The sequence below is a fragment of the Bradyrhizobium sp. CFUWI genome, from assembly GCF_056429085.1.
Window position 1 is genome coordinate 57,568 of record NZ_JBWJZE010000011.1, and the last position, 16,195, is coordinate 73,762.

Genomic DNA, 16,195 nt, shown 5'->3' on the forward strand with positions numbered 1-16,195 from the left:
GATCGTATGGTTTCGCCGGCTTCGGCTTCAGTGCTTGTTCACTTCGGCGCCGCCTGCGGTCGCGGCCGGCGCAAGCCCGGCGCGGGCGTCGAGCGCCGCGATCGCCTCATGGGCCTGATCGATCTTGGTGGTCAGCACGTTGGCGAGCCGCCCGAGATTGGCGGTGGAATCATGCGCCGCGCTGATGACCGTGTCGAAGGCGCCCGCCGTCTCGTGCACGATGGTGGAGAACTCGCCCTGGTAGCTGCGCAAGCGCGCCAGCTCGCGGTGCATCCGGGTCACCCGCATGCTGGTGAAGGCGAGCGCGATCAGCAACACGGCATCAACGAGATAGGATATCATCGACGAACTCCCGTTTCTGATCCACGGGATCGGCCACCTGCATGGCGTAATAGCCATCAAGCTGGCCGATCTGACACCAGAACAGCACTTGATTGTTGCTTTCGAGACGGGCCAGCGTGCGCGGCGTAGCTTCGAGCTCGAGCACCTGCCCGACATGGAACTTGACGACGTCGCCGAGGGTCAGCATCTTTTCGTCGAGCACCGCGCTCAGCGTCACCTCGGTCCTTTGGACCTCGCTCTCCATCTGCTCGCGCCAGCGCGGATCGGAAGCGCGACCGTCGCTGACGACGACGTGGGCCAGCTTCTGCCGGAGCGGGTTGAGCGCGGAGTGCGGAATGATCAGGAACATCTGGCCGCCGCGGTACAGCGCCTGCAGCATGATGTTCGCGCAGATCGACATGTTGCCGCTTCGCCCGATCGCCAGCGAAGCCATCGCGGTCTCGACCCGCTCGACGCGGAAGGTGACGTTGGAGGTGCCGGCGAAGGCGGATTGCAGCGCCTTGGCGAAGCGCTCGAACAGCGCCTGCACCAGCCGGATTTCGATGTTCGAGAACGCGCGCTCGACGTCGAGCGGCGGCTCGGCACCGTCGGAGCCGAACATCGCCTCGACCATCGTGAACACGAAATCGCGATCGAGCATGATGATGACGCGCGAATCCCACTGCTCGGCATAGAGCACGGCGGCGACCGCGTTGGCCTCGTAGTCCTTGACGATGTCGCCGACGCGGTCGTTGGTGATGCCATTGACCGAGAAATAGCAGGGCGTTCCGGCCATCGGCTGCAGGCTGTCGGTGCACGATGCCGCCATGCGATCGAAGATCACATTGAGCATCGGCATGCGTTCGATCGATATGCCGGCGGCGTCCAGCAGGTAGTTCGGCAGCTGCTTGCGCTGATCGACTTCGACGTCTTCCATCATCATGCGCGGGCAGCCTTGGGTTCGGGCTCGGTGACGGCGGCCTTGGGACCTGCGATCGTCTCGTTCTCGACAACGTCGATCGACGGGCGCTCGCTGCTCGCGATCATCTTGCGGCCGTGCTCGACGGCGATCTGCGGCATCGCGCCGTTCATGAAGGCCAGCAGCGTCTGCTTGACGATGATGTAGGGCCGGCACTTCTTCTCGCGGGTCATCTTGATCTTGATCGCGAAGGGTGAAAGCACGCCGTAGGACAGAAAGATGCCGGCGAAGGTGCCGACCAGCGCCGCGCCGATGAAGCCGCCCAGCAGCTTCGGCGACTGGTCGAGCGCGCCCATCGCCTTGATGACGCCGAGCACCGCAGCGACGATGCCGAGCGCCGGCAGCGCCTCGGATACCGTCACCAGCGCATGGTAAGGCATCAACTTGGTCTTCACGATGGTGTGAATCTCCTCGTCCATCAGGGCCTCGATCTCATGCGTGCGCGCATTGCCCATGATGATGAGGCGGACGTAATCGCAGATGAACTGGAGCAGCGAGGGATCACCGAGCACGCTCGGGAACGCCTTGAAGATCTCGGAAGAGGCGGGATCGTCGATATGCGCTTCCACCTCGTTGCGGCCCTTGCCCCTGAGCTCGCGCATCAGGGCATGAAGCGCCCCGAGCAGGTCGAGATAGTAGCGCTCACTCGGCACCGCGCCGGTGATGGCCTGCAGGCAGGCGACGCCGGTGTCCACGACCGTCTTCCACGGATTGGCGACGATGAAGGTGCCGACCGCGGTGCCGATGATGATCACGAACTCCCAGGGCTGCATGAGCACGGCCAGATGCCCGCCCATGGCGGCAAAGCCGCCGAGCAGCGCCGCTACCGTGATGAAAACCCCCACGAAACTGCCCAACGCGCCGCTCCATCGCCGATCCCATCGGGAATATCTAGTCGGCGAGCCTTGCGCGAAGCTGGCTTCCCGCATCGCCAGCCTCGCGCAAGCAATTGGCGGCACCTTGACGCCGCGTCGCAACGGCGGCCAGAGAGGCGCGTGTCATGCTATCCACCATCGCGGACTACACCCGACTGACCAGGGACATGGGCAAGTCGCTGACGCAGGTCGCGAAGCAGCCGGACGTCAGCCGCGAGACCGATTACTTCCTGAGCCACATCGGCAACGTGAAGACGATCGACGATTTCCTGAAGGACTATCGCCTCTATTCCTATGCGATGAAGGCCTACGGCCTCAGCGACATGACCTATGCCAAGGCGTTCATGCGCAAGGTGCTGACCGAGGGTATCGCGAACAAGAACACCTTCGCCAACAAGCTGACCGACACGCGCTACCGGGAATTCGCCGCCGCCTTCAATTTCGCCGCCCTCGGCAGCAATGCGACCAAGACCACCCAGGCCACGACCGGAACGGCGACTCAATACGTCAGACAGACGATGGAGCAGAAGGCCGGCGACCAGAACGAGGGCCTGCGGCTGGCGCTCTATTTCACCCGCAAGGCCTCCACGATCACCACCGCCTACCAGGTCCTCGCCGACAAGGCGCTGACGCAGGTGGTTCAGACCGCGCTCGGCCTGCCCTCGACGATCAGCGCCGCCGACATCGACGCCCAGGCCAAGATGATCACGAACAAGGTCAAGCTCACCGATTTCCAGGATCCGGCCAAGGTCACCAGGTTCGTGCAGCGCTTTGCGGCGATGTGGGACGCGACCCAGGCCCAGAGCGACAGCTCGACCAATCCCGCGCTGGTCCTGATCGGCGGCGCGTCGACGTCGGCCGGAATGGATATCGACATGCTCTCGAAACTCCAGTCCATCCGGTTCGGAAAGTAGCACATGCAATCGGCCCTCTATGTGGGATTGTCGGCGCAGGTCGCGCTCGAAAAGCGCCTCCAGACGATCGCCAACAACGTCGCCAACGTGAACACGGCGGCGTTCCGCACCGACGTGGTGAAGTTCGAGACCGTGCTGTCCAAGGCGGGCCCGAACCCGGTCGCCTTCTCTTCGCCCGGCGACAACATCATCTCGCGCGAGATGGGCAACATCACCGAGAGCGGCAACCCGCTCGACGTCGCCGTGGTCGGACAGGGCTGGATCGCCTTCGCCGGTCCGAACGGCACGGTCTATACCCGCGACGGCCGCCTCCAGATCGCCCCCAACGGCGATCTTCAGACCGTGAGCGGCTTTCCGATCGTCGATTCCGGCGGCGCGCAGATCACGCTCGACCCGAACGGCGGGCCGATCTCGATCGCCCGCAGCGGTGCGATCACCCAGGACAACAACGAGATCGGCACCATCGGCCTGTTCAACATCCCCGCTGATGCCAATCTCGAACGCTACGGCAATTCCGGCGTGACGCCGGACCGGCCCGCGACCGCCATCGCCGATTTCTCCCGCGACGGCTTCAAGCAGGGCTATGTCGAGGGCTCCGGGGCCAATCCCATGATGGAATTGACCAAGCTGATCGCGGCCTCGCGCGCCTTCGACGGCACCAATTCGATGATCGAGGGCACCGAGAGCTCGCTTCAGAACGCCATTCGGACGCTGGGCGAACCCGGCAAGTAGAAGCGCGCCTCGCGCGCACCAGGATTGAGGTTGGACGGTTTCCTTGAACGCTCTTCGGCAACTCGAGTGGGCGCTGCTGGAGCTTCAGCAGAGCACTCCCCTGGCAAGCGTCAGCGGTGCGATCTCCGAGATCGCGCCGACGCACTTCCGTGTCTCCGGCCTGTCGCGCTTCGTCAGGCTCGGCGAGCTCATCGGCGTCAATTCGGCCGGTAAGCCCCAGATCGGCGAGGTGGTGCGGATCGACAGCGACGGCATCGTTGCCAAGCCGTTCGACCGGCACTTCGCCGGCGGCCTCGGCTCGGCCGCCTACCGGATGCCGCCCTTGTCCTTTGCGCCCGATCCGAGCTGGAAGGGCCGCGTCATCAACGCTCTCGGCGCGCCGCTCGACGGACAGGGTCCCCTCACGCCGGGCTCCCTTACGGTCTCGGCAGAGGCCGAGGCGCCGTCGGCCATGAAACGCGCACGCGTGCACAAGCCGCTGCGCACCGGCGTGCGCGTCATCGACCTGTTCGCGCCGATCTGCGCCGGCCAGCGCGTCGGCATCTTCGCCGGCTCCGGCGTCGGCAAATCGACGCTGCTGGCGATGCTCGCCCGCAGCCAGGGTTTCGACACCGTCGTGCTGGCCCTGGTCGGCGAGCGTGGCCGCGAGGTGCGCGAGTTCATCGAGGACGTGCTGGGCAACGACCGCCAGCGCGCCGTCACCATCGTGTCGACGGGCGACGAAAGCCCGATGATGCGGCGGCTGGCGCCGAAGACGGCGATGGCGGTCGCCGAATATTTCCGCGACCGGGGCGAATCGGTGCTGCTCATGGTCGATTCGATCACCCGTTTCGCCCACGCCGCCCGCGAGGTCGCTCTCGCGGCCGGCGAGCCCGCGGTCGCGCGCGGCTACGCGCCGTCGGTCTTCACCGACCTGCCGCGCCTGTTGGAGCGCGCCGGCCCCGGCGAGGAAGGCTCCGGCACCATCACCGGGATCTTCTCCGTGCTGGTCGATGGCGACGATCACAACGAGCCGATCGCGGACACCATCCGCAGCACCCTCGATGGACATATCGTGCTGTCCAGGCAGATCGCCGACCAGGCGCGCTATCCCGCCGTCGACGTTCTGGCTTCGGTCTCCCGGCTCGCCCATAACATCTGGGACCCCGAGGAGCGCGAATTGGTGAGCAAGCTGCGCGCCATGATCGCGCAATACGAGGACACGCGCGATCTTCGCCTGATGGGCGGATATCAGTCGGGACGTGATTCGGGTCTCGACCAGGCGGTCGACATGGTTCCGAGAATCTACAACGCGATGCGGCAAGGCGCTTCGGCTCCGCCGAGCGCCGATCCGTTCCGCGAGCTGCGGGACATGCTCAAGGGCGACTAGCAGCTCGGAGCGCCTGCCGGCGCACGGTGCCCTCGCATCGCTCCGCGTTATCGACAAGCGATTGCGCATGCGCGCCACGCTTCCAGCGCATGCACGTGCACGGCCGCCACCGACTTCCAGTGCCCGCACATCGGGCGACAGAACAGGACGGTGACGATGGATGGGGCGATTCGGGGCATGCGCCCAAACAACCGTCGCGTGCAATTTCTGTGAGTTCCCTGATCATTCGCCTTGGAGATCGTACGATTGTGAATGACCTCGCGATAGACATCGTCGTCGTGCACAAGCAGCGATCAACTTGCATCAACGACAGACAACAACGCGCCGTGCAATCAAACCGTCGCACAGTTGCGTACATGCTGCTCGTTGCGCAACGTATCGCGTTCGCCGCGTTCACCATCATGTGTTCCGACGAAGGAGATTGTCTTGAACGTTACATTCGAGTGCAACGACATCCAGTCTCCCCGAGTGTCTTGACTTGATTTTGTTGAGAAGCTCATTCATCGTTTTGGTTGAATACAGAAACGTCTGCTCGTGACTGAACTTTAGGGGCCTCGGTTGAACTACTCCGATCCATCGTCTGCTCGCGGCGGCGACTCGGGCTCCCGTGCAACGACGACGCTAGAGCTCGGCACGATTTTCTCATCGGACACCTTCAGCCGTCCGGCGTCTCTCGACGGATTCGTGAGCCAGGGCGCAAAGCGGCGTCGAGACGCCGCAGACGAAGTTCCGGGGACGAGGTAGATTCATGCCATTGGCACGAGAAGCCGTCGAGCTGCTGGTTCAAGCGGCGAGGGCTTGGTATTTCGAAGGCAATCGGCATGGACTGCGCGATCGGGAATGGATGGCGCTGCGCTTTCTCGGCCGAGCCAACAGGTTTTCGCGCACGCCGTCCGCGCTTGCCGGCTTCATCGGCTCCACCAGAGCGACTGCATCGCAAATCGTGAAGACGCTGGAAAGCAAGTCCTATCTGGTGAGGAAGCCGTCGCAGGAGGACAAGCGCTCCGTCGTCCTGCACGTCACCGCCCAGGGCGAGAAATGCCTCAACCAGCACGACCCGATCAATCACGTGGTGAATGCGGTCGCGGCACTCGGGAACGACGGATGCGTCGGGCTGCGCGACTCGCTCCGCGACGTCCTCAATCACCTCGACGCGGCCCATCAGCGGCTCGATGCCAGCATCTGCCGTGACTGCATGTTTCTCGCCGAACGCGGCCCGGCTACTCCCAAGGGACGCGCAGGCGCCGAGTTCATGTGCCGGCTGTATCGCGCCCCGGTCTCGCTCGAGGAAACCGAATTGCTGTGCACCAGCTTCGAGCGCACCCGAGACCGCCCGAAGATCGAGGAGCATCTCGACCGCGCGCGGATCGCGAGCCAGGGCTGAAGCGCGCGCGATCTCCGGGCGAATAGCCCGGGTAGCGCCTTCATCCTCCTTGCGGCGAGCCCTTGCGACGAAGCAATTCAGAATCCCCCGCGGGCAATTCTGGATTGCTCCCGCGCTCGCCCCAGGCATCGCGGCCTTGTATGCATTATCCCAGTTGCCATCCCAGCGCACTTCGCTTTACATGCCGGCAACTCGCCCGCGGATGACGGCCGAGGCTGAAAAATCGCACAGACAGATTGTCAAAGGGACGGAGCATGGCGCGCAACATATTGATTCTCGGGGCTTCTTACGGCTCGCTGCTGGGCACGAAGCTGCTGATGGCCGGCCACAACGTGACCCTGGTCTGCCGCGCCAAGACCGCGCAGCTGATCAATCGCGAAGGTACCGAGGTGCGCATCAAGTTGCGTGACGAGGCGGTGCACCGGGCGATCTTCTCGCGCGACCTTCCGGGCAAGCTCGACGCGGTGACCCCCGCCAATGTCGATCTCTCCCGCTACGATCTGGTCGGCCTTGCGATGCAGGAGCCGCAATACACCAACCACACGGTGCGCGTGCTCATGGTCAAGATCGCCGCGGCGAAGCTGCCGTGCCTGTCGATCATGAACATGCCGCCGCTGCCCTATCTGAAGCGGATTCCGGCGCTCGCCGACATGGATCTGGAAGAGGCCTACACCAACGCTCAGGTGTGGGAGCGGTTCGAGCCGGGGCTGGTGACGCTGTGCTCGCCCGACCCGCAGGCGTTCCGTCCGCCGGAAGAAGCGGCGAACGTGCTGCATGTCGGCCTGCCCACCAACTTCAAGGCGTCGGTCTTTGCCGACGAGAAGCACAACAAGGTGCTGCGCGAACTCGAAGCCGACATCGATGCGGTGACGCTCGACGGCCACGACGTTCCGGTGAAGCTGAAAGTATTCGATTCCCTGTTCGTGCCGCTGGCGAAATGGTCGATGCTGCTGACCGGCAATTACCGCTGCATCACCCCGCACGAGCCGCAGTCGATCCGGGACGCCGTGCACGGCGACCTCAAGCGCTCGCAGACGATCTACGACCATGTCGACGCGATCGCGCGCCGCCTCGGCGCCGATCCGCAGGACCAGGTGCCGTTCGCAAAATACGCCAAGGCCGCCGAGAGCCTGCTCAAGCCGTCCTCGGCCGCACGGGCGGTCGCAAGCGGCGCGCCCTTCATCGAGCGCGTCGACCTCCTGGTGAAGCTGATCTCGCATCAGCTCGGCGTGCCCAACGCCGAGATCGACCGCACGGTCGACACGGTGGACCAGAAGCTGAACGAGAAGATCGTGCAGGGCGGCTCCGGCGCGCAGTAGGCGCGCCGTTACGGGCGGGGCGCGGCGCTTCAGGCCGTCAGGAAGGATTGAAGCCAGATCAGGCCGGTCACGGCAACCAGCGTGACCGCGCCGATGCGCGTGACCAAGTGGGGTTGGCCGAGGCGACGGGCGCCACGGCCGAGAGTTGCGCCGAGCGCGATCCACGCGGCGCCAGCCGTGAGAATCTGAAGCGCGATCGCGCCGAACCAGGGCAGCAATTCGAGCGGCCCAGCCTCGAGCGGCAGGAGCAGGAAAGCGAACACGAGCGCTTTCGGGTTGAGCAGCGTCGCAAGCAGCACTTGGCCGAACGTCACCGGTGCACCATCGCGAAGCTCGCGTGTGTTGACCCGCCAGAGCATGAAGGCGAGGCAGAGGATATAGACGGTCACCGCGACGCGAAGCACGAGCGCCGCGATCGGGATATCGCTGACGATGGGGCCGAGCGCGAGCCGCAGCACGGCAATCGCCAGCAGATAGCCGCACAGCTCGGCAACGAGCAGATGAAGCGAGCGCGCCATGCCGATCCCCGCGCCCGATGTCGCGAGCAAGGTGTTGGTCGGCCCGGGCACGGCGAGCAGGAAATAGGTCGCTGCGAGGAAGGTCAGAAAGCTCATGCGCCTGATTACCAGGCCCGGGGCCAGGCTGGTTTGATCTTCATCATCGAATCCGGTCCCCAAAGCCCGGAATCGGCGCCGAAGCCGCCGAAATGCCCGCGAACGAGGACGACGATCCGCAAGCCCCCCTCTCGTCCCGCACTTCTACGGCAAATCGAATCAGACCGGGAACGCCGCCGTGGGCAACGCGGCATGACAGCCCCGTGCCGCTCGACGCGCCGCGACGGGATTGATAAGCCGCTGTCCGCGAATGACGAGGACTTGAGTCGGGGACATGACGGTTGCGATCGAGATGGGGCGGACCACGGCGGGCGCCGCGGCCGCCATGGACCTCGAGGAACTCTTGGCGACCCGCCTCCTCGTGCAGGGCAATTCCGGTTCCGGCAAATCGCATTTGCTGCGGCGGCTCCTGGAACAGAGTGCGCCCTGGGTGCAGCAGGCCATCATCGACCCCGAAGGCGATTTCGTCACGCTGGCCGAGCGCTTCGGCCATCTGGTGATCGAGGCCGAGGATCACACCGAGCGCGGCCTTCAGGTTGCCGGCGAACGCGCGCGGCTGCATCGCGTCTCCACCGTTCTCAATCTCGAAGGTCTCGACTCGGAGAACCAGATGCGGCGCGCCGCCGCGTTTCTCGGCGGCCTGTTCGACGTCGACCGCGACCATTGGTATCCGATGCTCGTGGTCGTCGACGAGGCGCAGCTGTTCGCGCCGGCGGTGGCGGGCGAAGTCTCGGACGAAGCGCGAAAGCTCTCGCTCGGCGCCATGACCAACCTGATGTGCCGCGGTCGCAAGCGCGGCCTTGCCGGCATCATCGCGACGCAGCGTTTGGCGAAGCTCGCCAAGAACGTCGCTGCGGAAGCCTCCAACTTCCTGATGGGCCGGACCTTCCTCGACATCGACATGGCGCGCGCCGCCGATCTGCTCGGCATGGAGCGGCGGCAGGCCGAGGCCTTTCGCGATCTCGAGCGAGGACAGTTCATGGCGCTGGGACCTGCGCTGTCGCGACGTCCGCTGCGCCTGAACATCGGCCCGACCGACACCTCTCCGCGCAACTCGACGCCGCGCCTGATGCCGCTGCCGGAAGCGACGCTGGAGGATGCGCGCGCCGTGATCCTGGCCGCGCCGCCGCCCGATGCCAGCCGGCCGCAGCGCCGGCCGGCGCCGGATCTGCTGGAGCAGCTTCGTGCCGCCAAGGCCGCCGCCCCGGTGATCCAGCCGGAAGCGGTCGAGGTGCCGGTCAGCGCCGAGGAGCTCGCCGAGCGGCGCGAGCGCGTGGACCGTACGCTGCGGGCCGTGCTCGCCGCGCCCGACGCGGGCTTCCGCGCCATCGGCGTGCTCTACCAGGAGTTCGTGGTCCGCTGCCGCATCGAGGGCCTCGGGTCGGCGGTGCCCGACCTCAACGAGTTTCGCCGCATGCTGACGCATGCGCGTGCCGGGCTCGGCACCGATCTCACTGAAGACGACGCCTGGCAGGACGTGTCGCTGCGCGCGTCGATTCTGCCCGACGACATGCAGGGCGTGTTCATGATGATCGCGCGCGCCGCCAAGGAAGGCTGGCCCTGCCCCGGCGATGCCGCGATCGCCCGCGCCTATGGCTCGCATTCGCTGCGCCGGGCGCAGCGGCTGCTCGGCTACATGGAGGAGCAGGGCCTGATCGTGGTCCAGCTCGACGGCGGCGGTCGCCGCATCGTGACGCTGGTGGAGCTGGCCTGGGCCACCGCGCCGGGCGACCCCAACGGCGATGATTTGCCGGCCGAGCAGGTCGCGAGCGCGGCGTCGGCCTGAAGGTCAGGCCGCCTCGGAGCCGCCGAGATAGGCGTCGCGGATGCGGGGGTCGTCCTTCAACGCCCGCGCCGGGCCCGACAGCACGATCTTGCCGGTCTGCAGCACATAGGCCTCATGCGCGATCTCGAGCGCGAGGCTGGCGTTCTGCTCGACCATGAACACCGAGACGCCCTCCTGGTTGATGGTCCTGATCAGCTCCAGCACGCGATCGACATAGAGCGGCGACAGGCCCATGGTCGGCTCGTCCATCACGATCATGCGGGGGCGGCTCATCAGCGCGCGCGCCATCGCCACCATCTGCTGCTCGCCGCCGGAGAGCGAGCCGGCACGCTGCGACAGCCGCTGGCCGAGCTTCGGAAACAGTGTCAGCATCCTGTCGAGATCCTGCGCGATCGCCTCGCGATCGTTGCGCACGAAGGCGCCCATCAGGATGTTCTCGCGCACGCTCATGTCCGCAAACAGCCGCCGCGCCTCCGGCACCGAGGCGATGCCGCGCCGGACGATCTGCGGCGTCGTCAGCCCGATGAGCGAGGCGCCGTCGAAGGCCACCTCGCCCGAGCGCGGTTTGACGAGCCCAAGGATGATCTTCATCGTCGTCGACTTGCCGCTGGCATTGCCGCCGAGCAGGCAGACGATGTGGCCGCGCGCGACCGTGATCGACAGGTCGAAATGCACCTGGGCCTGGCCGTAGAACGTATTGACGTTCGACAGTGTCAGCAGCGGTTCCGGGGCGCTCGTCGTCATGCCGCGCTCTCCTGCTCCGCCGTCCCCGACAGTCCGTGGCCGAGATAGGCCTCGATCACCTTGGGATCGGTCCGCACCTGCTCGCCCGGCCCCTCCGCGATCTTCTTGCCCTCGTCCATGACGATGACGCGGTCGGACAGGCGCATCACCATCTCGAGCTTGTGCTCGATCAGCAGGATGGTCAGCCCTTCGGCTTTCAATTCGGCGACGAGCCCCTGCATCTCCGCGGTCTCGGTCGGGTTCATGCCGGCGGTGGGCTCATCGAGCAGCAGCAGCCGCGGCTTCAGCGCCAGCGCGCGCGCGATCTCGACGCGGCGGCGGTTGGCGTAGGACAGGCTATAGGCGGGCTGGTCGATCCGCGGCAAGAGCCGCTCGCCGAAGCGCGCGAGAATGGCCCTCACCTCGTCCCGCAGCCGCTCCTCCTCTGCCTTGACACTGGCGGGACGCAACAGCGCAAGGCCAAGCTCCAGCAGCGGGCCGATGACCGGCACGGCCGGCTTCACCGCGCGCAAGCGCGTGTGCGCGCCGATCAGGACGTTGTCCATCACGCTGAGATTGCCGAACACGCGGCCAAGCTGAAAGGTGCGCGCGATGCCTTCGGCCGCGAGCCGCTCCGGGGACAGGCCGGTGATCTCCTGGCCTTCGAAGTGAACCGTACCCGCGTCGGGCCGGTCGAGGCCGGTGACGAGGTTGAACAGCGTGGTCTTGCCGGCGCCGTTCGGGCCGATGATGCTGACCAGCTCGCCTTTGGCGAGATCGAGGTCGATGGCGTCGACGGCGGTGAGGCCGCCGAAGCGGCGCGTCAGGCCGCGCAGGGACAGCATGGAGTGAAGCTGCTTCTCCATCAGATCGTCCCCAGCAGGCCCTGCGGCCTGAACCGCACCAGCAGCAAGAGAACGATGCCGTAGATCAGGATGCGGTACTCCGCCGCGATCCGAAACACCTCAGGCAGGCCGACCAGCGCGACCGACCCGACGATCGCGCCGAGGACGTTGCCGAGGCCGCCGAGGATGACGACGGTCAGCGCCAGGATGGATTGCTGCGTGTTGAAGGTCTCGTGGTTGATGTAGGAGTAGAGATGCGCGGCGATGCCGCCGCTGACGCCGGCGGCGAAGCCGCCGAAGATGAAGGCGAGCGACTTGTAGCGATTCAGGCTGAGGCCATAGGCGCGCGCGGCGATGTCGTCGTCTCTGATAGCGCGAAAGCTGCGGCCGAGATGCGAGGTGAGCAGCCGCCCCTGCAGCAGCGCCAGCACGACCATCACCGCAAGGCTGAACCAGTAGACCGAGGTCGGGCTGATCAGTTCATAGCCGAACAGAGCCAGCGGTGGGATGCCGGAGATGCCGATCGGGCCGCGCGTCACGCTCTCCCAGTTCAGGATCACCAGCGCCACGATCTCGCCGATCGCGAGCGTCGCGATCGACACGTAATGACCGCGCAGGCGGAAGGACGGCGAGATCAAGAGGGTGCCGAGCGCAGCGCTCATCAGGCCACCGCCGATGACGGCAAGTCCGGCCGGAACGGCCAGCGTCAGCGACAGCAATGCGGAGGTGTAGGCGCCGATCGCAAGCAGCGCGGCATGACCGAGCGAGACCTGCCCCATCGTGCCCGCAACCAGCGTCAGACTGAGCGCGAGCATGCCAAGCAGCCAGGCATTGATCAGGGTCTGGAGCACGTAGAAGGATACCGGAAACAGCGGCAGGATCGCAAAGCCGGCAACGGCGACCAACAGCGCCCAGCGCGGAATATTCACCGGGCGGCTCGGCGCGATGAACGTGCCGGTGAGCGGCTCGGGCGGTGCCTGCCGGGGACTGACGAACAGGCCATTCGGCCGCAGCACCAGCACGAGGACCAGCAGCAGGAACGCGAACAGATTCCGGTAGCTGGTGCCGAGCACGGCAACGCCATAGCTCTCGACGAGGCCCAGCAGCAGGCTACCGATCACCGCGCCCGGCACGTTGCCGGCGCCGCCGACGACTTCCGCGACGACGCCCTTGAGGGTCGCCTGAAGGCTCATCGCCGTGTCGATCTGGTTGTAGTACATGCCGACCAGCATGCCGGAGACGCCGCCGAGCGCCGCCGCGATACCGAACACGGCTTGATTGACCCGGTTGACGTCGACGCCCATCTGCATGGCGGCGTCGCGGTCCTGCGCGGTGGCACGCACGGCCCAGCCGAGCTTGGTGTAACGCAGGAACATAAACAGCAGCAGCGCACTGGTGAGGCCGACGCCGGCAATGAGCAGATCAAGTGGCCCGATCGTCCCGCCACCGACCTGGAAGCGGACATCGGGTAACTGGCTCGGCAGCGCGCGCGGATTGGGCGAGAAGATCAGCATCACCAGCTGGTCGAGCACGAAGCTGATGCCGATGGTCGCGAGCAGCGGCGCGATCCGCACCGAATTCTGCAGCGGCCGCAGACCGAACCGCTCGATGATCAGACCGACGATCGCCGCGGCCACGGCGACCACGATGATGGTGAGAGGCAGCGGCGTGTGCAGTTGCACCACCGCGATCCAGCCGATATAGGCCCCGACCAGATAAATCGACCCTTGCGCGAAGTTGATCAGCCGGCTGACGCCGAAGATCAGCGCGAGCCCGACTGCAACGAGCGCGTAGACATTGCCGACGATCAGTCCGTTGATGGTGTGGTCGAGCCAAGAGGACACGCAGCATTCCTAATCAGGGAGAAAGCGGCCGGAGCGCGCGCTCCGGCCATCGGGTCAGGTCGGCTTGCCGTCCCACAGCGTGAATTGGCCCTTGCGCACGACGAGCTCGGCGTTCATCGCGCCCTTGACGCGGCGACTCTCGACGTCGAACGTCGCCTTGCCGAAGATGACGCTGGAGACGTCCTTCACCTTGGCGAAGGCGTCGCGGATGGCGCGGCGGTCGGTGCCGCCGATCTTCACCACGGCAGCGGCCATGTTCATCGCGTCATAGGAATAGGCGTTGAAGGCGTCGGGCTCCTGCCCGTTGTACTTGGCCTTGAAGCCCTCGATGAACTTCCTCACCTCGGGCCGCGGATCCTGCGGGAAATAGCGCGTGCCGAGATGGACGTCCTCGACCGCCTCGCCGCCGAGCTCCAGGAATTTCGGCGAGTACACCGAGCTGGCCGCGCAGATCGTCTGCTTCAGGCCGACCTGGCGGGCCTGGCGCGCGATCAGTGCGCCGTCGGAATAATAGGCGATCAGGATCAGCCCGTCCGGGCTGGCGTCGCGCACGCGCACCAGGGTGGAGCGGAAGTCGCGTTCCTCGGCGATGTAGCCCTCTGTGATCGCGACCTCGGCGCCGTATTCCTTGGCCGCCTTGACGAAATGGTCGCGGCTGGTGCGGCCCCAATCGGTGTTGAGGTGCAGCACGGCAAGCTTCTTCAAGCCGAGCCGCCTGACGGCGTAGGACGCCAGCAGCGGCTGCTCGTCGGCCTGGCTCACCGACGTGCTCCACATGAAGTCGCCGCCCTTGGTGAAATCGGGGTGCGAGTTGGTGAAGCCGAACTGCACGAGGCCGCCGCGCTGGTAGATCGGCGAGGCCGCCATCGAGGCGGGGCTCGAGAAATCGCCGAGCTCCATGACGATGCGGGGATCGGAGACGAATTTCTGGGCGATCGCGACCGACTGGCGCGGATCGCTCTGGCTGTCCTCGAACTGGTAAGCAAGCTTGCGGCCGTTGATGCCGCCGGCGGCGTGAATCTCGTCGAGCGCGAGATCAAAGCCCTGCTTCCACTGCGCGCCATATTGGGCGTTCGGGCCCGTGAGGGGGCCGCTGACCCCAAGCAGGATCGGCTCGGCGGATTGCGCCAGTGCGGCGCGCGAGAAGGCTGTGCCCGCCATCATGGCGGCAAGCGATCCTTTGACCAGGGTACGGCGATCGATGTTGCTCATTCACGGCTCCATCCATTCAATGTTGATACAGCAGCAATTCTCGTGCCGGTGAGATTGCCTATTTCGAGGGCTCGCCGAGCGACAGCATCAGCCGGTTCGCCCAGTTGAAGAACGAGGCGCCGTTGATGACATCGACGATCTCGGCATCGTCGAGACCGGCGCGGCGGAGCTCCGCGATATTGTCGGGACCGAACGCGATCGGCGTCGCGGCCAGCGCCACGGAGGCCTTGACCACCGCATTCCAGCGCTCGCCGAGATCGGCCCCGACGCCCTCGTCGAGCAGGCGCTGTACGTCCTCGCGGCGCCTGGAATAGGTGCTGGCGAAGCGCGCATGCACCGAGGCGCAATAGATGCATCCGTTGTAGCGCGAGGTTGCGGCGGCCGCGAGCTCCCGCTCGGCACGCGGCAGGCCGTCGGCAACGTTGTAGAAGATGTCCTTGTCGGTCTTGGTGCGAGCTTCCAGCACTTCGGGATCGCGCACCAGGAGGCGGAAATAGTCCGACTTGGCGCGGGCGCGATCGACCAGGCCGGCGTAATGCCGCTCGGTCAACTCGGCCTCGGGCAGCGGATCGATCCAGGAGACCCAACCGAGTTCATCCTGGGTGAAGACGACAGGGGGATTGACGGTGCTCATGATTGCGGCCTCCTAAGCGCTTGCCGCAGCGAGCGTGCGCAGGCCGCTGACGACCCGCAGCTGGAATGACAGGAACGCGACGAGCTGGGAGAAGGTGACGATGCCGGTGGTCGACCAGCCGGCGGCGAGCAGCGCCTTCATGTCGGCGGACGCGGCATCGCGCGGCCGGAACACCAGCAGATGCGCATGCTCAAGCGCCGCGGCGAGCCGCGACCCGAGGGCGGCCTTGCGCTCCGCACTCACGCGGTAGATCAGCCCGGCCTTGTTCTCGATCGACAACGGGCCAGCCGGAAAGGCGCCGTACGGGCCCGACGTCCTGCCCCGCGCGATCTCGGCGTCGATCGCCTCCGCCAGGCGTGCGGCTTCCGCGTTCGCTGCAAGCTTCTCGCGATAGAAGGCGGCGACGGGCGATTCGCCATGAAGCCCGGTCACGAAGGCCGCGATCGCGGCACGTTCGGCAAGCGAAAAATCGCTCGCGTCGATCGGCTCGAACAAGGAGCGATAGCTCTTCTGGGCATTCTCACGCGCCTGCAGGCGGCGGGCGCGGATGACGTCGAGCGCCGAGCCCGGCTCGATCCCGGCGAGCGTGTCGATGATATCTTCAGTTGGCATCATTCAGCCCCGTGCAACGCGATCACATTCAT

At 65.9% G+C, this 16,195-nt stretch carries 16 protein-coding genes; 6 read left to right on the plus strand and 10 right to left on the minus strand.

Annotation, left to right across the window (positions count from 1 at the left end):
* Positions 1–27: 27 nt before the first annotated feature.
* From AC066S_RS23680 to motA, 3 genes are read right to left on the minus strand one after another with little or no spacing between them, the layout of a single operon-like run.
* Positions 28–342 carry a hypothetical protein gene (locus AC066S_RS23680; RefSeq protein ID WP_478270729.1) on the minus strand — a complete coding sequence of 105 codons (315 nt, stop codon included), beginning with the start codon at positions 340–342 and terminating at the stop codon, positions 28–30.
* Positions 323–1,264, minus strand: a complete 942-nt coding sequence (locus AC066S_RS23685) for a flagellar motor switch protein FliM (RefSeq protein ID WP_126255021.1) — start codon at positions 1,262–1,264, stop codon at positions 323–325. The genes AC066S_RS23680 and AC066S_RS23685 overlap by 20 nt, the downstream gene beginning before the upstream one ends.
* Entirely contained in the window at positions 1,261–2,157 is an 897-nt protein-coding gene (motA, locus tag AC066S_RS23690) for a flagellar motor stator protein MotA (RefSeq protein ID WP_126255020.1), read from the minus strand. Before motA ends, AC066S_RS23685 begins: the two co-directional genes overlap by 4 nt.
* 143 nt (positions 2,158–2,300) lie before the next feature.
* Between motA and AC066S_RS23695 the strand changes: the two genes are divergently transcribed.
* The 5 genes from AC066S_RS23695 (at position 2,301) to AC066S_RS23715 (ending at position 7,893) form a co-directional block, all read left to right on the plus strand.
* Positions 2,301–3,089, plus strand: coding sequence for a DUF1217 domain-containing protein (locus AC066S_RS23695; RefSeq protein ID WP_478270730.1), 789 nt, complete (start codon positions 2,301–2,303; stop codon positions 3,087–3,089).
* Positions 3,090–3,092: 3 nt separating this feature from the next.
* The gene (gene flgF / locus AC066S_RS23700; RefSeq protein ID WP_126255018.1) at positions 3,093–3,821 is read left to right on the plus strand and encodes a flagellar basal-body rod protein FlgF; all 729 of its coding nucleotides are present in this window, start codon (positions 3,093–3,095) and stop codon (positions 3,819–3,821) included.
* 43 nt (positions 3,822–3,864) lie between these two features.
* On the plus strand, positions 3,865–5,190 hold the full coding sequence (gene fliI, locus AC066S_RS23705; protein ID WP_126255017.1) for a flagellar protein export ATPase FliI: 1,326 nt from the start codon (positions 3,865–3,867) through the stop codon (positions 5,188–5,190).
* Between the two features lie 748 nt (positions 5,191–5,938).
* Entirely contained in the window at positions 5,939–6,574 is a 636-nt protein-coding gene (locus AC066S_RS23710) for a MarR family winged helix-turn-helix transcriptional regulator (protein ID WP_126255016.1), read from the plus strand.
* A 254-nt stretch (positions 6,575–6,828) separates the two neighbouring features.
* The gene (locus AC066S_RS23715; RefSeq protein WP_478270731.1) at positions 6,829–7,893 is read left to right on the plus strand and encodes a ketopantoate reductase family protein; all 1,065 of its coding nucleotides are present in this window, start codon (positions 6,829–6,831) and stop codon (positions 7,891–7,893) included.
* Positions 7,894–7,922: 29 nt separating this feature from the next.
* Here the strand turns inward: AC066S_RS23715 and AC066S_RS23720 are convergent, their stop codons facing one another.
* Positions 7,923–8,507, minus strand: a complete 585-nt coding sequence (locus tag AC066S_RS23720; RefSeq protein WP_126255014.1) for a LysE family translocator — start codon at positions 8,505–8,507, stop codon at positions 7,923–7,925.
* Between the two features lie 274 nt (positions 8,508–8,781).
* Between AC066S_RS23720 and AC066S_RS23725 the strand changes: the two genes are divergently transcribed.
* Positions 8,782–10,293, plus strand: coding sequence for a helicase HerA domain-containing protein (locus AC066S_RS23725; protein WP_478270732.1), 1,512 nt, complete (start codon positions 8,782–8,784; stop codon positions 10,291–10,293).
* A gap of 3 nt (positions 10,294–10,296) precedes the next feature.
* Here AC066S_RS23725 and AC066S_RS23730 read toward each other — a convergent pair whose 3' ends face one another.
* The 6 genes from AC066S_RS23730 to AC066S_RS23755 are packed head-to-tail and all read right to left on the minus strand — an operon-like array spanning position 10,297 to position 16,163.
* Complete coding sequence (locus tag AC066S_RS23730) at positions 10,297–11,037, minus strand: ABC transporter ATP-binding protein (protein ID WP_478270733.1); 741 nt, start codon at positions 11,035–11,037, stop codon at positions 10,297–10,299.
* A complete protein-coding gene (locus AC066S_RS23735; RefSeq protein ID WP_167767412.1) occupies positions 11,034–11,882 on the minus strand; it encodes an ABC transporter ATP-binding protein in 849 nt (282 codons plus the stop codon). Before AC066S_RS23735 ends, AC066S_RS23730 begins: the two co-directional genes overlap by 4 nt.
* On the minus strand, positions 11,882–13,705 hold the full coding sequence (locus AC066S_RS23740; RefSeq protein ID WP_126255010.1) for an ABC transporter permease: 1,824 nt from the start codon (positions 13,703–13,705) through the stop codon (positions 11,882–11,884). The genes AC066S_RS23735 and AC066S_RS23740 overlap by 1 nt, the downstream gene beginning before the upstream one ends.
* A gap of 54 nt (positions 13,706–13,759) precedes the next feature.
* Positions 13,760–14,917, minus strand: a complete 1,158-nt coding sequence (locus AC066S_RS23745; RefSeq protein WP_126255009.1) for an ABC transporter substrate-binding protein — start codon at positions 14,915–14,917, stop codon at positions 13,760–13,762.
* Positions 14,918–14,975: 58 nt separating this feature from the next.
* Positions 14,976–15,551, minus strand: coding sequence for an alkylhydroperoxidase domain protein (locus AC066S_RS23750; protein WP_478270734.1), 576 nt, complete (start codon positions 15,549–15,551; stop codon positions 14,976–14,978).
* A gap of 12 nt (positions 15,552–15,563) precedes the next feature.
* The gene (locus AC066S_RS23755) at positions 15,564–16,163 is read right to left on the minus strand and encodes a CMD domain protein (RefSeq protein WP_478270735.1); all 600 of its coding nucleotides are present in this window, start codon (positions 16,161–16,163) and stop codon (positions 15,564–15,566) included.
* Positions 16,164–16,195: the final 32 nt, after the last annotated feature.

Excerpts from the sequence above, each read along its gene's own strand:
- AC066S_RS23680 (WP_478270729.1), bottom strand. The coding sequence starts at position 342 with ATGATATCCTATCTCGTTGATGCCGTGTTGCTGATCGCGCTCGCCTTC.
- AC066S_RS23685 (WP_126255021.1), bottom strand. The coding sequence starts at position 1,264 with ATGATGATGGAAGACGTCGAAGTCGATCAGCGCAAGCAGCTGCCGAAC.
- AC066S_RS23695 (WP_478270730.1), top strand. The coding sequence starts at position 2,301 with ATGCTATCCACCATCGCGGACTACACCCGACTGACCAGGGACATGGGC.
- flgF (WP_126255018.1), top strand. The coding sequence starts at position 3,093 with ATGCAATCGGCCCTCTATGTGGGATTGTCGGCGCAGGTCGCGCTCGAA.
- AC066S_RS23710 (WP_126255016.1), top strand. The coding sequence starts at position 5,939 with ATGCCATTGGCACGAGAAGCCGTCGAGCTGCTGGTTCAAGCGGCGAGG.
- AC066S_RS23715 (WP_478270731.1), top strand. The coding sequence starts at position 6,829 with ATGGCGCGCAACATATTGATTCTCGGGGCTTCTTACGGCTCGCTGCTG.
- AC066S_RS23720 (WP_126255014.1), bottom strand. The coding sequence starts at position 8,507 with ATGAGCTTTCTGACCTTCCTCGCAGCGACCTATTTCCTGCTCGCCGTG.
- AC066S_RS23725 (WP_478270732.1), top strand. The coding sequence starts at position 8,782 with ATGACGGTTGCGATCGAGATGGGGCGGACCACGGCGGGCGCCGCGGCC.
- AC066S_RS23730 (WP_478270733.1), bottom strand. The coding sequence starts at position 11,037 with ATGACGACGAGCGCCCCGGAACCGCTGCTGACACTGTCGAACGTCAAT.
- AC066S_RS23735 (WP_167767412.1), bottom strand. The coding sequence starts at position 11,882 with ATGGAGAAGCAGCTTCACTCCATGCTGTCCCTGCGCGGCCTGACGCGC.
- AC066S_RS23745 (WP_126255009.1), bottom strand. The coding sequence starts at position 14,917 with ATGAGCAACATCGATCGCCGTACCCTGGTCAAAGGATCGCTTGCCGCC.
- AC066S_RS23750 (WP_478270734.1), bottom strand. The coding sequence starts at position 15,551 with ATGAGCACCGTCAATCCCCCTGTCGTCTTCACCCAGGATGAACTCGGT.
- AC066S_RS23755 (WP_478270735.1), bottom strand. The coding sequence starts at position 16,163 with ATGCCAACTGAAGATATCATCGACACGCTCGCCGGGATCGAGCCGGGC.